The following is a 13,320-nucleotide window of genomic DNA, read 5'->3' as shown; positions in this document are numbered from 1 at the left end:
CCCGACTCCGCGCACCCGCGCGCCAGGCGCTCGTAGAACGCGGGCGAGCCGCTGCTGGTCGTCACACGCTCGTCCACCATCTGCCGGTGGATGCGCGCGGGGTCGATGTCGGCGGGGCGGCGCGGGTCAAAGTCGGGGAGGACGCTGGGGATGCCGCTCGCCAGGTTGTTCAGCACGAACACGGGGAGCGACGGCATGTCGCCGTCGCCCTCCGCGGGCCGCAGGTGATTGGCAAGCGCGAGGTGCTGCGCCCACAGAAAATCGTGCGAGCGCGCGGCGGCCTTGGGCGCGCCCGTGCTGCCGGTGGTAAAGGTGACGAGCGCGGGGGCCGATCCATCCACGCGCGTCGCCTGGCCCGCGTCGCCGCGCTCGTGGCGGCGCAGCGAAAGCAGGCGGCGCCCAGCCGCGAGGTGGACGGGAATGGCGCGGACGGCGGGGCTCAGCAGGCGCAGGAGGTGCGCCTTGGGCGTGCCGATGAACGCCTTCGGGTCCGCGATGCGGACGGCCGCGTCCAGCCGCCGCCGGTCCGCCCATGCGTCCACGAAGACGGCCGTGGCGCCGCGGTGCAGGCAGGCGAGCAGGGCCACGTACAGGTCCGCGGACATCGGCACGAACAGCAGGACGGAATCGCCCGGGCCAATGCCGCGCGCGGCCAGCCCCGCCGCCAGCGCGCGGACGCGCCGGTCCAGCCCGCCGAACGAAAGCCGCCGCGCGGACGGGCCCGATCCCTCGATGATCGCCGGCCGCTCGGGATGGAGCCCGGCCCGCTCCGCCAGCCGCGCGGCAATGTTAGGATTCATGCGATGGATGGAGTCATCCCGTCCGGCTCGGATCTGCATCCGCGGCGAAGCGCACGGACGGCGAAGCAGGGAGGTCGGCTGCGAAGCATGCACTCCGCCTCCGCTCGGCGTTCTCGCCGAGCCAAGGCGAGGCGCATCGCGGATTTCGCGGAGGGCCCATCCGCGCGTCATCCGCGACCCACACGTCATCCGCGATCCGCACGTGTCGCGTCCTCGGCCCCGGCACGAACTGCCCCCAGCCACGCCGAACTCGCCCACCGGACACCCGATCGCGTCAGTTCTGCTCTCCCGTCGCGGGGAGCCAGATGCGTGAGGCGAAAGCCGGTTCCGCGCGCCCCGGCAGCCTCGGTGCGAGCGCGGGCCTTTACTGATCGCGATCGGGTGATCCGGTCCGCCAACCTCGGCGCGTTGATGGCCGGCATCCGTTCGCACGCCGGTAATTCCGGACCGGCGATGATCGACGGACGGTGCTCCTCACGAAATCCGCGATGCGCCTCGCCTTGGCTCGGCGAGAACGCCGCGCGGATCGCCGCCATTCCCGCAGTGGATCAGGTGATCCGGTCCGCCGGCCCGGCGACGATGGCAGCCATCCGCCCGCACGTCGGCGATTCCGGACCGGCGATGATCGACGGACGGTGCTCCCCGCGAAATCCGCGATGCGCCTCGCCTTGGCTCGGCGAGAACGCCGCGCGGATCGCCGCCATTCCCGCAGTGACATCGAGTGTCCCATTCGCCTTCGCGGACTGCCCCGGCACGGGCGACGCGACGTACACCGGGGCGGCGCTCGACGGCTCGAAGGATACCATCGGTGCACAGAGACGACATGCGGCAGGAGCTGTCGGCGCAGACCGACATCGCGGGGTCACAGCCGCGAATTCATCCGCCGGGGCTGGGACGCCGCGGATACCGGATCAAATCCGTGCATAGCATCACCCGCCGCTGCCGGACGGCGGAAACCTCGCAAACCGCGCGAGGCTTCAACCGCGTGATCCACGCTCCGATGCACATCTGCCGACCCGTGCTGGGGCAGTCCGCGAAGGCGGACTTCGCGAACTTCCAGCGGCGAATTCATTCGCTCCGGCGCGGTGGCGGCGTCTCTCCGGTCAGATCCGCCCCCGGCACTGTTCGCCGGGGCTGGGGCGCCGCGATGCCGGTTCCGATCCGCGTCCGCAACCCGCGCTACCGCTCGGCCTCCGCCGGGGGGAAGATCACCGCGCTCGCAACGCCCTCCGCGCGCATGACGAGCTCCGCGAGCGGGTGGCGCACGGCCTCCAGCGTGCCGTCCGCGTGGTACACCAGGCCGCCCCCGCGCGGAATGCCCAGGCCGCGCGCGCCCTCGCCGCGGGCGCGGACCACGGCCCGCAGCTCCGCCCAGTCGCCCTCCTCCGCGTGCGCGTCCACCACGAACGGGGCCAGCCCCCACGTGCCGAACGCCGCGTCCGGCTCGCCCGCGGGCCATCCCGCCGTCCCCAGCTGCACGGCGCCGGCGCTCACCCCCACGAGCACGGCGCCCTCCTGGTAGCGCCGCTCCACCACGTCACGCATCCCCGACGCCTCGAACGCGCGCCATCCCACGTCCACGTCGCCGCCGGCCAGCAGGATCACGTCGGCCCGGTCCACGAACGCGCGGTCCTCGTCCGACGGCACGGCCGGGATCATCCGGCACTCCGACGGGCCAATGCCCTCGATGGCGGCGAGGAAGATGGAGTAGAAGTCCGGCACGTCGCCGTTGCTGGCGCCCAGGTACGCCGCCCGCGGCGCGCCCGGCCCCGTGTACGCCGCGATGCGGTCGATGAAGTGCTGCCCGTCCCCGTCTGCCCAGAACAGCAGCTGGCTGTCCGAGAGCAGGAAGAGGGGAGACGGCTCCGCGCGCGGCTCGTCCCCCTGCCGCGGGTCGCCCAGCACGGGAATGCGCCCCGTGAAGATGCGGTCCCCGCTCACTTGAGCGCGTTGACGAACACCGTGACGATCACGGCGTTGGTAAAGTCGATGAAGAACGCGCCCACCATGGGCACCACCAGGAACGCCCGCGGCGCCGGGCCGTACCGCTCCACCAGCGACCGCATGTTGGCCATGGCGTTGGCCGTGGTCCCCAGCATGAACCCGCAGAACCCGCCGCTCATCACCGCCGACTCGTAGTCCTTGCCCATCAGCGGAAAGATGGGCCACACGCAGATCACGGCAATCAGCAGCACCTGCACGGCCAGGATGGCCAGCATGGGCAGCGCCAGCCCGGCGATCTCCCACAGCTTGAGCGTCATGAGCGCCATGACGATGAACAGCGCCAGGGCCACGTTGCCGATGTCGTCGATCACCCGCTGGCTGATCTTGATGCGCCCCGTCAGGTCGTCCAGGTTGCGGATGACGGCCGCCACCAGCATGGCCCCGATGTAGCCCGGCAGACGGACCGTTTCCGTGGTGATCCACTCGCTCACCCAGTGGCCCGCCCACATGGCCACCAGGATGAGCACCACGCTCTGCAGCAGCACGAACGACTCCTCGTCCTCGCCCGCCGGCGCCTTGGCCGGCTCGTCGGCCAGCTGCTCCTCCATCACGTGCGTGGCCAGCGTGGGCGCCACGTAGTCCGGGCTGGACTTCGCGACGCGCAGCTTGTGGCGCTCGATGAGCCGCGTGCTGATGGGCGCGCCGATCACGCCGCCCATCACGATCCCCACCATGGCCGACGCCACCGCCACCGTCGACGCGCCGGGAACGCCGCTGGCCTCGAACAGGGGCGCGAACGCCAGCCCCGTCGCGGGCCCGCCCGTGAGCGTGACCGAGCCCGTGAGCACGCCAAAGAGCGGGTGCAGCCCCATGGCCGTGGCCATCCCCGCGCCCACCACGTTCTGCACGATGGCGAACACCGTGGCCACGGCGAAGAAGACGAGCACCTGCGGGCCGCCCACCTTGAGCAGCCGCAGCGACGCCGCGAACCCGATGCTGGTAAAGAACGCCACCATCAGCGGGCTTTGCAGCGTCGTGTCGAACTCGATGGGCGTGCTGCCCCGCGCGCGGGCCCAGGTCAGCAGCCCCGCCACGATGAGCCCGCCGATGACGGGCGCGGGGATGTTGTAGCGGGCCAGGGGCGGGATCATCCGGCGGATGCCGTAGCCCAGGAACAGCACCACGCCCGCGAAGGCGACGGTCTGGATGAGGTCCAGCTTCATGAACGGTTCAGTCCGCGCGAAGCGAGAAGGGGGTAAAGTCCGTCCTGCGGTCGAAGTAGTCCTCGTTCTCCGCCCGCTTGAGCGCGTTCACCACGCGGTACGTCACGGGCAGCATGAGCACCTCCCACAGCACCTTGAGCACGTAGTTGGTCACCATCACCGACAGCACCACGCGGGTGGGCAGCACGCCCAGCAGCGCCACGGGGTAGAAGATGCCCGAATCCACCGCCGCGCCCACGGCCGTGGAGCCGATGGCGCGCTCCCACAGCCGGCGTCCCTGCGTGCGCACCTTCATCTTGGCCAGGGCGAACGAGTTGGCGAACTCGCCGGCCCAGAACGCCAGTAGCGACGCCGCCACGATGCGCGGCGTGATCCCGAACACCGACTCCAGCGCCGCCTGCCCCGTGTAGCTGGGCGCCGGCGGCAGCCGCAGCACGACGACGCTCATCAGGGACGCGAACGCCAGCGCGCCAAAGCCCGTCCACACCACGCGCCGCGCCCGCGCGTAGCCGTACACCTCCGTCAGGATGTCGCCGAACAGGTACGAGATGGGAAAGAACAGGATCCCCGCCCCGAACGTGAACCCGCCGATCTCGCACACCTTCGCCGGCCCGATGAGGTTGCTGCACAGCAGCACGGTCACGAAGGTGGCCGTGATGAAGTCGTAGTAGCGGTACTGCTTGAGCGGCGCGACGGCGTCTGCCTGGGCCATGGGGAGGAGCTGTGGAGGGAGACGAAAAACGCGGCGCCGGGCCACGTGCCCCGGCGCCGCTTAGTCTATCCGCGCGCGGTGAGTATGTCGAGAGATGCGCGACTAAGCGCACCCTTCATCATGTGCTGTGCCGGGGGCCTCGCCCGTAGCGGGAGATTCGATCGTGCGGTACCACATCGACAAACGTCACCCTGTCACCCTCTTCGACAAACACAAGACGATCGCCATCATTGATACGCGCCTCGCGGTAGTACTTGTCCGGTTGGATCGGCTTGATACGCAAGCCGGGTGTGGGCTGCCGCTTGATCACCTGCATGATCGCACCGTCACACTGGCGCTGTCGCTCCGATGACAGATCTGCGTAGCTCGCCCTGAACTGCTCCGTCCAATCCGTTCGCAAGAACGTTTGCTGTTTGGCCACGGCGCCTCACCCGCTACGCCGCGCACGAGTACGCGGCGCAGCCTTGAGCGAGTCGAGCAGTGCCTGCGCCTCTTCAAGGGTTTCCGTGGTGACGATGCGGCCCTCCCGCCGATCTGCTTCGGCCTTGGCGATGCGCGCCTGCATCTCAGGATGGTGGAACCAGAGCTGATCCCTGGGGATCAGCGTCGCAGGCACGAGCTCAAACGTGCCCCGCTCCGTCTTTTCCAGGAGCAAGAAATCTCCCCCTTCCAACCCGAGTGCACGGCGCACTTCCTCGGGCAGCGTCGCACGCCCCTTCGCGTCGACAGTCATGAAGCTGAATGCGCGTTCGGCCACGGGAAACCACTCCGATGCGAGTACACCCACAATCCCTAATTGGGAAAGTACCATCTTACCTCCTCGTGTTCAAGTTTCCACGGTCGGCTACTGACAAAGCTTTTTAGGACAAACGGCCACATCGCGGACTGCTCTCCGCAACGAAGCGCGATGCGTGCGGCATGCGCACGCGGGCACACCGTGATCCATCCACATCCCGCCATGCGCATCACCAAACCGGCCGCTCGATACAGGAACGGGACAGAGTTTCAGGCACACGAGTCAAACGTCAGGCACTACCTTGGGACCAGGGCGGATGGATCCGCCCCGTTCAATCCCCCCACCCCAAGGAGACCGGACATGCAGACGTGGAGGACAAGGCTCGCGCTGGCCGCCGGCGCCGCCGTACTGGCGGGCGCCTGCGGCACCGCGGAAACGCATCTCGTCGCCCCTGAGACGGCACGGCACGGGCGCGGCCCGGCGCCGGAGGACGTCCAGGCGCCGCGGCAGGTGGTGCCGCCCCCGCCCGACACGGGCCGCGACGACCGCTGGGGCGGCTTCATCGGCGGCGGCGGGCGCTGAGCCGCACGGGGAGCGGGACGTCCACGCGGGCGTCCCGCTCCACGCGTCAGCGGACGGGCACCTCCGTGAGCGCCTCCACCAGCTCCTCGGCCAGCAGGTCCGAGCCGACCAGCGTCGACTCGTCGTCCTCCAGCTCGTCCCCCTCTACACCCTCGACGCCTTCGTCCTCCCCAGGCGGCGGCGGCTCCGCGGGCTCCTTTCCGAAGTCGCGCGAGCGCCGCAGCAGCGCCTCGGCCACGACCTTTTCCTGCGCCTCGCCGCGGCGCGTGGCCACGGTGAGCGCGTAGCTGGCCGCCATGTCCAGCCGCACCACCTGGCCCAGCAGCTCCGCCCCCTGCGCCAGGTTGATGAGCGCCTCGGCCACGCACTCGCCGTCGTCGCGCTCGTCGATCATCCGCCACACCTCGTTCCACGTGCGGGCAAAGAGCTCCGCGTCGCCCGCGCCGGCCGCGGACTGGGCCAGGCTGGACAGCCCCAGCATGCGCTCCACGGGGCGGACGAGGTGCGGCAGCACGGCCTGGAAGGTGGGCAGGGCCAGCGCGTGGTAGCCGTGCATCATCCAGAACCGGGCGATGTCGTGCGCCAGCACGGGCAGGCGCGGGTGCTGCCGGCCGTAGCTGCGGAACGCGGCGCGGGCGTACTGCTCCGCCAGCCGCGCGTCCGTCCCCGTGGCGTGGATGCAGAACAGGTCGTGCAGGGCCGTGGAGCGCACGGACCAGATGCCGTGCCGGCGCGCGGCCCGCAGCGCGCGCAGCAGGCGCGACCGCGCGCGGGGGCCGTCGCCGCGCTGCATGTGCATCTGCCCCAGGCCCGCGTGCGCCAGGCTGTAGACGCGCCAGTCGCCCGTGTGCCGCGCGATGGCCAGGGCGCGCCGGAACCACACCTCCGCGCGCCGGTAGTCCGCGGCCCGGCGGGAGATGAGGCCCACCAGGTAGGCGGGCGCCGCCTCGTCGGGCGCGGCCATGGCGGCGCGGACGGAAAACGCCAGGGCGGTGCGGGGCAGTCCTGCGTCGCTGGCCCAGCGCGACAGCTCCTCGCACAGGTCGCATACCTCCAGCGGCGTCACGCGGCTGGGGCGGTCCAGCAGGTTGGCCAGCCCCTCCAGCACGGGGCGCACGGGCGTGCCCGGCGCCACCTCCTCGTGAATGCGCTCCATCCGCTGCCGCAGCGCGCCGGTCGAGAACAGGTCATTGCGCTGGTGGGCGGGCGCCATGGCCCACACCTCCACGTCGCGCAGGGACTGCCACAGCAGCAGGCCAAGCTCGTCCCGGTTCTCGTCCAGGACGCCGAAGCCCTCGAAGGGCTCGCCCTGCACCAGCAGCCCGGGCGGCACGATCCACGGGCGTGAGCGGCCGCGAGCCTTCTTGGGGTGGGGCTGACTCATCCGACTTCCCTCCGACGGTGGAAAGGTGGGGCACGCCAGGGCATGAAGTGTACGATAAACACAGCGCGCCAAACCGACTAGTAGACAGACTAAACGCGTCCGGAGCGTGGCGTGTTGCGCGCGTGCCTTCCGCTAAAGCGCCGCAGGTGAACAGCTTGCGCGAACCGCCGTCCACTTTGCCTGAGCTTGTTTGTTTGCAAGCAGATACGAGGTCCAGCGATACGATTCCGCCAGGAACGGCGCGCGAGGTGTCGTTCGCGCCTTTTCGTGAGATTCCGTTCCGCCCGTCCGCGGCAGATCAACCGGGGACAGGAACGCGGGGCGTGGCCGCGAGAGATCGGAAGAACGTGCGGATTTCGTCCGGGAGGGAGCCGGTCGAAGGGGAAAGCAGAACCGCCCCGGACGGCGTGCGTCCGGGGCGGCGAAGGGGCGGATCGGCGGATGCCCGTCTACGGGATCCAGCGCGGCAGCCAGTCCGCCCCGGGCGAGCGGACGACGGTGGCGGAGGCGGAGCCGTCCGCCCGCGCCACGCGCAGGTCCGCGTCCTCGTCGTGCGTGGTCACGTAGACCAGGTGGCGGCCGTCGGGCGACCACGCGGGCATGGACGCCCGCTCGTCCGGCGCGCTCACCACGCGCGGGGGGCCGCCGGCCAGGGGCACCACGGCCACGCGCGACCCGCCCATGCGCGTGCGCAGGGTGAGCGCCACGCGCGTGCCGTCGGGCGACCACGCGGGCTCCGCCTCGCTCACGGCCGTGTCCGCGCCGGCGGCGCCCAGGGCGCGCAGGTCCGTGCCGTCGGGATTGACCACGTACACGCGGTCCACGCCCTCGCGGTTGCTCATGAACGAGACGCGCCGCCCGTCCGGCGACCACGCCGGCGCCCAGTCCTCGCGGTGAAACGCCGTCAGCCGCCGCACGCCGTTGCCGTCCGCGTCCATCAGGTAGATCTCCGAGTCGCCGTCGCGGCTGGAGACAAAGGCGATGGAGCGGCCGTCGGGCGACACGGCCGGCTCGAAGTTGCCCTGCGGGTTGCTCGTCAGCCGCTGAAGGCCCGTGCCGTCGGCCCGCATGCGGTAGATGTCGCGAAAGCTGGCCGTGTCGCTCTCGAACGCCAGCCAGCTCCCGTCCGGCGCCCACGAGGGCGAGCGAACACGCCCCGCCACGGGGCCGATGGCCCGGCCGGCCGGGGCGCGGCCGGGGCGCAGGGGCAGCACCGTCATCCGCTCGCGCTGCGTCTGCCCCTCGCCCACGGCGCTCACCATCAGCAGCGACGCCCCATCGGGCGAGGCCGCGGCGGGGTAGTCGTTGGACGGCTGCTCCGTCAGGCGCCGCACCCCGCGCCCGTCCGGCCGCACGGCGTAGACCTCGGCCTGCCCGTCGCGCTCGGAAACGAAGACGATGCGGCCGCGCAGGTCGCGAAGCTCGCCGCGCGAAAGGGCATCGCCCCCCGTCTCGGCGGATTCCGCCCGCGCGCATCCGCCGAGCACGAGCACGGAGGCAAGGACGGGCAGGAGGATGGATCGGTGCATCGGGCAATCCCGGTCGTCTGGATCCAGGTGCCCCCTCCCGGCGGACGTCACCGGGAGAGGGCCGAACGTGGGGACGCAGTTGCAGGCCGTCCCCTGTCACCTGTCCCCCGTCCCCCGCCGTTCAAACGCGCGCGAGGGACGGTTCCATCAGCAACGACTCAGCGCACGCGGACGGCGTCCGCGACCACCACGTACCCCTCGGTGGTCCAGCGCGACAGCACCACCTTGTTCCAGCCGGCGCTGAAGCTCCACGTGCCGATGGTGCGGAACGCGCCGCCGTTGACCTGCTGGTTCACGCTCACGCGGCCCACCTCGGCCCCGCTGGCGTTGTAGGCGATGAACGGCGCCGTGGCCGAGCGGTTGGTGCCGGCCGTCCACCAGGCGTCGATGGTCTTGGTCGCCGCGGCGGGCAGGTAGAACCAGAACGTGGCGCCGTCGCTCAGGGCCGTCGTGGAGGCGAACGCGTAGTTGCTGCCGTAGTAGCCGGCCGTGCCCGACGACACCTGCCACGTCGTGGACGACTCGAAGCGGGCGGAGGCGGCGTTGTTGTTGGCGTTGTTGTTGTCCACCACGATGCTGGTGCCGCTCGTGGCGCCGCAGGCCGTGTTGATGCGGTTCAGGTAGTCCGTCCAGGGCCAGTTCGGGCCCGGGTCCGTGCGGTTGTACGGCTGCAGCTGACCGTGACCCACGAAGTGCTGGCGGTCACGGGGAATGCCGTACGCCTTGCTGATGTCGCACGAAAGCCGGGCCGACGCGTCCAGCTGCCCCGAGGGGAAGGTGGTCTGCGAGGCGAAGCCGCCGTGCTCGATGCCCACGGTGAAGTGGTTGCTGCTCACGCCGTTGAGCCCGCACAGCACGCTGCTGTTGAGGGAGCAGTCGTACGTGGCGGCAATGTGCCAGGCGCGGCTGGCTTCGCGGACCAGCTGGCTGATCTCGCTGCCGCTCTCGTTGACCACGTAGTGCGCGCTGGCCTGCGCGGCCGAGTTGGTCAGCCAGCTCCAGCAGCTGCTGTAGCTGCCTTCGCAGGTGTGGATGATGACCATCTGCACGCCGCCCGTGCTGCCCGTGGGGCGGGCGTTGTAGTTGGGCGAGGGGCGCCAGATGGTGCCCGTCACGGGGTAGTCCGGCGCCACGGCCAGGGAGGCGTTCTCGGGGAGCTGGAACGCGGCGCGCACGCGCACGGGCATGATGGACGCGGCGATCCCGCCCGTGGGCGTCTTGCCCACCACGCCGCGGTTCATGGTGGCGTACACGTCGTTGTGCACGTAGCTGGCCTGCCCCTCCACCTGCGTGATGCCGCTGTACCTGGCCACGACCGGTCCCCACGCGGCCAGGTCGCTGCGGGCGATGCCCATCTCGTCGGCCCACAGGTCCAGCAGCGCGGCCGCGGCGCGGATGTTGGCCGCCGCGTCGGAGCGAACCTGCTCGGGCGTCACCTTCGCCAGCTGCGCGCCCTGGGTAACGCGCTCGCCGCGCAGGGCCATGATGCCGAACGCGGCCTGCTGGCCGGGGAACTCCACGCCGCCGCGCACCATCTCCCAGCGCGTTTCCACGTAGCCGATGGACTTGAGCAGCGTGGCCGGCACGCCGAACTCCAGGGCGGCCTGGTCAAAGATGCCGTCCAGCTGCGCGGCGGATGGCGCTTCCGGCGTGGGGGTGGCGGGGGATGTCGGCTCGTCGGAGCAGGCCGAGAGCGCGACCGCGGCCAACAGGGCCGCGGTCAGGATGCGGAACTTGCCCATGCGTCCTCCTGCAGGTGGAGAGGTTGGCGCGCGCGAGTTCTGAGGGGTGCGCGCGCCAGGGCTGATTGGTGTGGATGGAGCCTAGCACACGGGACCACAAAGGCGCAAGAGGGGCGGGAAAGGAGTTGCCCCGCAACGATTTGAGAACAGATGTCCCCAAACTATCTCGTATACGCGACCCCTTTGAACCGCTCTTAATTCATCCTCTGCATCATTTTGTGGCAACCATACGGATAGCAATCTTCCTGAATCCGAATTCACGTCTCCGCATGGAAACTCATCGAACAGTAGCGGGTTTCGTGGATCGGAAAGGAACAAAAACACTCACGCAGAGCCGCAGAGGCGCAGAGTACTTCGTCGCGCGATGAAGTACTCTGCGTCCTCTGCGGCTCTGCGTGAGAATGCAGTTGCCGTTGGTCTAGAGCTCGAACGGGACGGGAATGAACGTGAGGACGAAGATGACGATGCACGCCCACGCGATCACCCGGCGCGGCCCGTTCAGCCGGTAGCGGGGATCGAACACGGGCGGATGCGCCACGCGGCCGCGCCCCACCCCCAGGATGAGCACGGCCCAGAAGAGCCAGCCCATCCACCGCACCCCCATCGCCAGCAGGAACGCCAGCGTGAGCATCCCCAGCGCTCGATGCGCGCGGGGCCACAGGGAATACAGCACGTGCCCGCCGTCCAGCTGGCCCACGGGGATCAGGTTGAGCGCCGTAAAGAACAGGCCCATCCACCCGGCCATGGCCAGCGGGTGCAGGTCCACGAAGCCGGGCCCGGCCATGGGCGTGAGCGCCCGCAGGGCCATGAACCCCAGCGACTCGCCTATGGCCTGGTACTGGTTGTCCACCACGAAGCCGATACTTGCCGTGACCTCCGGCGGCATGTCGGGCACGCGCCGGCTCATCCACAGCCCGGCCACGACGGCGGGAAGGGAAAGCACGAAGCCGATGAGCGGCCCCGCGGCGCCCATGTCCAGCAGCACGGCACGGTTGAGCAGGGGCGAGCGCAGCCGGATGAACGCCCCGAACGTGCCGATCAGGCTCACGAACGGCGGCGCGGGGATGAAGTACGGCGGCGACACGTCCATCCCGTGCCGCCGCGCCAGGGCAAAGTGCCCCAGCTCGTGCGCGCCCAGGATGAGCAGCAGGGGCAGCGAGAACCACAGCCCGGGCGCCAGGGACGCCGGTGTCAGACGCGTGGGCAGGGGAATTGCAAGCCCCCCCAGGCTCACGCTTTGAAACCGCAGCGGGTCGCCGTCCACCAGCCCGGCTCCGGCCAGGGTGGCCGTCATGACCGTCGCCAGCAGCAGCAGCCCGTGCAGCCACCACCGCTCCCGCGGGCGGGGGCGGCTGCGGCGCGCGATGGTCACCTCCACGCCGTCGGGTCCGGACTGCGCGTACACGCGCCCCGGCCAGTGCGACAGGGCCTGCCGCACGGCCGGATCGTCGACCGTTAAGCCAGGATTAAGGCGTGCCTGAAACACCTGTTGGTCATGCAGTTCCACCAGGCGCCACGTGGCGAATGGCCCAGCAACCTCGGGCACTTTTCTCTTGACCTCCGTGTATACCGTGCTTAGGTTGGGGCCACGTTTCCTGACGACAGACCTGCTCGATCTCAGGGCGCGGCGCGCCCCCTCCCTGGCTTCCCTTCCCACTCAGCGGAACAATCCAGCGGACCCGGCGGCCACGTTGCCGTGGGTCTGCGTACATACATTCGGAGCAAATCGTGGACATCAGCACGATTAAAACCAAGAGCATCGCCGAGCTGCACGAGATGGCGGAAGGGCTCAACATCTCCAACTACTCGGGGCTCCGCAAGCAGGACCTCATCTACCGCATCGAGCAAAACCTGCTCGACAGCGAGGTGGTGCTGCGGGGCGAGGGCGTGCTGGAGGTCCTTCCCGAAGGCTACGGCTTTCTTCGTTCGCAGGACTGGAACTACCTGTACGGGCCGGACGACATCTACGTGTCGCCCAGCCAGATCAAGCGCTTTGACCTGCGCACGGGCGACACCGTGCTGGGACAGGTGCGCCCGCCCAAGGAGGGCGAGCGGTACCTGGCCCTGCTCAAGGTGGAGCGCGTGAACGGCGACGAGCCCGACAAGGCCAAGCACCGCGTCGCGTTCGACAACCTTCGCCCCCGCTACCCCGACGACCGCATCCACCTGGAGACGCCGTCGGGCGACCTTTCCATGCGCGTGATGGACCTCATCGCGCCCATCGGCAAGGGCCAGCGCGGCCTCATCGTGGCGCCCCCCAAGGCGGGCAAGACGATCCTCATGCAAAAGATGGCCAACGCCATCACCGAGAACCACCCGGAGGTGCACCTGATCGTGCTGCTCATCGACGAGCGGCCCGAAGAGGTCACCGACATGCAGGAAAACGTTCGCGCCGAGGTCATCAGCAGCACCTTCGACGAGCCCGCCGACCGCCACACGCAGGTGGCCGAGATGGTGCTGGAAAAGGCCAAGCGCCTGGTGGAGCACGGCCGCGACGTGGTGATCCTGCTGGACTCCATCACCCGCCTGGCGCGCGCCTACAACGTGGTGGTGCCGCACTCGGGCAAGATCCTGTCGGGCGGCGTGGACGCCAACGCCCTGCACAAGCCCAAGCGCTTCTTTGGCGCCGCGCGCAACATCGAGGAGGGCGGCAGCCTGACCATCGTGG

At 70.1% G+C, this 13,320-nt stretch carries 13 protein-coding genes; 3 read left to right on the top strand and 10 right to left on the bottom strand.

Annotated elements, in window-relative coordinates; all coding sequences use genetic code 11:
• From VFZ20_RS10015 to VFZ20_RS09995, 5 genes are all read right to left on the bottom strand, one after another.
• A partial coding sequence (locus VFZ20_RS10015) for an AMP-binding protein (RefSeq protein WP_329683728.1) occupies positions 1 to 800 on the bottom strand: 800 nt, incomplete at its 3' end.
• Between the two features lie 548 nt (positions 801 to 1,348).
• A complete protein-coding gene (locus tag VFZ20_RS10010; protein WP_329683727.1) occupies positions 1,349 to 1,606 on the bottom strand; it encodes a hypothetical protein in 258 nt (85 codons plus the stop codon).
• Between the two features lie 373 nt (positions 1,607 to 1,979).
• Complete coding sequence (locus tag VFZ20_RS10005; RefSeq protein ID WP_329683726.1) at positions 1,980 to 2,741, bottom strand: Type 1 glutamine amidotransferase-like domain-containing protein; 762 nt, start codon at positions 2,739 to 2,741, stop codon at positions 1,980 to 1,982.
• Positions 2,738 to 3,967, bottom strand: a complete 1,230-nt coding sequence (gene gltS, locus VFZ20_RS10000) for a sodium/glutamate symporter (RefSeq protein ID WP_329683725.1) — start codon at positions 3,965 to 3,967, stop codon at positions 2,738 to 2,740. The genes VFZ20_RS10005 and gltS overlap by 4 nt, the downstream gene beginning before the upstream one ends.
• Positions 3,968 to 3,974: 7 nt before the next feature.
• Positions 3,975 to 4,679: a queuosine precursor transporter gene (locus tag VFZ20_RS09995; protein ID WP_329683724.1), complete on the bottom strand. Its 705-nt coding sequence runs from the start codon at positions 4,677 to 4,679 to the stop codon at positions 3,975 to 3,977.
• A gap of 163 nt (positions 4,680 to 4,842) precedes the next feature.
• Here VFZ20_RS09995 and VFZ20_RS09990 point away from each other — a divergent pair, with 163 nt between their 5' ends.
• Positions 4,843 to 5,031, top strand: a complete 189-nt coding sequence (locus VFZ20_RS09990) for a hypothetical protein (protein ID WP_329683723.1) — start codon at positions 4,843 to 4,845, stop codon at positions 5,029 to 5,031.
• Between the two features lie 75 nt (positions 5,032 to 5,106).
• Here the strand turns inward: VFZ20_RS09990 and VFZ20_RS09985 are convergent, their stop codons facing one another.
• A complete protein-coding gene (locus VFZ20_RS09985; RefSeq protein WP_329683722.1) occupies positions 5,107 to 5,490 on the bottom strand; it encodes an AbrB/MazE/SpoVT family DNA-binding domain-containing protein in 384 nt (127 codons plus the stop codon).
• Positions 5,491 to 5,775: 285 nt separating this feature from the next.
• Between VFZ20_RS09985 and VFZ20_RS09980 the strand changes: the two genes are divergently transcribed.
• Entirely contained in the window at positions 5,776 to 5,997 is a 222-nt protein-coding gene (locus VFZ20_RS09980; RefSeq protein ID WP_329683721.1) for a hypothetical protein, read from the top strand.
• Between the two features lie 46 nt (positions 5,998 to 6,043).
• Here VFZ20_RS09980 and VFZ20_RS09975 read toward each other — a convergent pair whose 3' ends face one another.
• The 4 genes from VFZ20_RS09975 to VFZ20_RS09960 all read right to left on the bottom strand — a co-directional run bounded on the left by VFZ20_RS09975 (position 6,044) and on the right by VFZ20_RS09960 (position 12,090).
• Positions 6,044 to 7,381 carry a hypothetical protein gene (locus VFZ20_RS09975; protein WP_329683720.1) on the bottom strand — a complete coding sequence of 446 codons (1,338 nt, stop codon included), beginning with the start codon at positions 7,379 to 7,381 and terminating at the stop codon, positions 6,044 to 6,046.
• Positions 7,382 to 7,830: 449 nt separating this feature from the next.
• Positions 7,831 to 8,910, bottom strand: coding sequence for a hypothetical protein (locus tag VFZ20_RS09970; RefSeq protein WP_329683719.1), 1,080 nt, complete (start codon positions 8,908 to 8,910; stop codon positions 7,831 to 7,833).
• Positions 8,911 to 9,068: 158 nt separating this feature from the next.
• A complete protein-coding gene (locus tag VFZ20_RS09965; protein ID WP_329683718.1) occupies positions 9,069 to 10,652 on the bottom strand; it encodes an N-acetylmuramoyl-L-alanine amidase in 1,584 nt (527 codons plus the stop codon).
• Positions 10,653 to 11,070: 418 nt separating this feature from the next.
• Positions 11,071 to 12,090, bottom strand: coding sequence for a site-2 protease family protein (locus VFZ20_RS09960; protein ID WP_329683717.1), 1,020 nt, complete (start codon positions 12,088 to 12,090; stop codon positions 11,071 to 11,073).
• 290 nt (positions 12,091 to 12,380) lie between these two features.
• Here VFZ20_RS09960 and rho point away from each other — a divergent pair.
• Positions 12,381 to 13,320 (top strand): transcription termination factor Rho (rho, locus tag VFZ20_RS09955; protein WP_329683716.1); only part of this gene is annotated, 940 nt, incomplete at its 3' end.

Origin of the sequence: Longimicrobium sp. (assembly GCF_036280135.1) — a bacterium.
Classification (GTDB): domain Bacteria; phylum Gemmatimonadota; class Gemmatimonadetes; order Longimicrobiales; family Longimicrobiaceae; genus Longimicrobium.
Note: the sequence above shows the minus strand (reverse complement) of the source record. Positions and strands in the feature narration are given on the sequence as shown.

Excerpts from the sequence above, each read along its gene's own strand:
- VFZ20_RS10010 (WP_329683727.1), bottom strand. The coding sequence starts at position 1,606 with ATGGTATCCTTCGAGCCGTCGAGCGCCGCCCCGGTGTACGTCGCGTCG.
- gltS (WP_329683725.1), bottom strand. The coding sequence starts at position 3,967 with ATGAAGCTGGACCTCATCCAGACCGTCGCCTTCGCGGGCGTGGTGCTG.
- VFZ20_RS09995 (WP_329683724.1), bottom strand. The coding sequence starts at position 4,679 with ATGGCCCAGGCAGACGCCGTCGCGCCGCTCAAGCAGTACCGCTACTAC.
- VFZ20_RS09985 (WP_329683722.1), bottom strand. The coding sequence starts at position 5,490 with ATGGTACTTTCCCAATTAGGGATTGTGGGTGTACTCGCATCGGAGTGG.
- VFZ20_RS09980 (WP_329683721.1), top strand. The coding sequence starts at position 5,776 with ATGCAGACGTGGAGGACAAGGCTCGCGCTGGCCGCCGGCGCCGCCGTA.
- VFZ20_RS09975 (WP_329683720.1), bottom strand. The coding sequence starts at position 7,381 with ATGAGTCAGCCCCACCCCAAGAAGGCTCGCGGCCGCTCACGCCCGTGG.
- VFZ20_RS09970 (WP_329683719.1), bottom strand. The coding sequence starts at position 8,910 with ATGCACCGATCCATCCTCCTGCCCGTCCTTGCCTCCGTGCTCGTGCTC.
- VFZ20_RS09965 (WP_329683718.1), bottom strand. The coding sequence starts at position 10,652 with ATGGGCAAGTTCCGCATCCTGACCGCGGCCCTGTTGGCCGCGGTCGCG.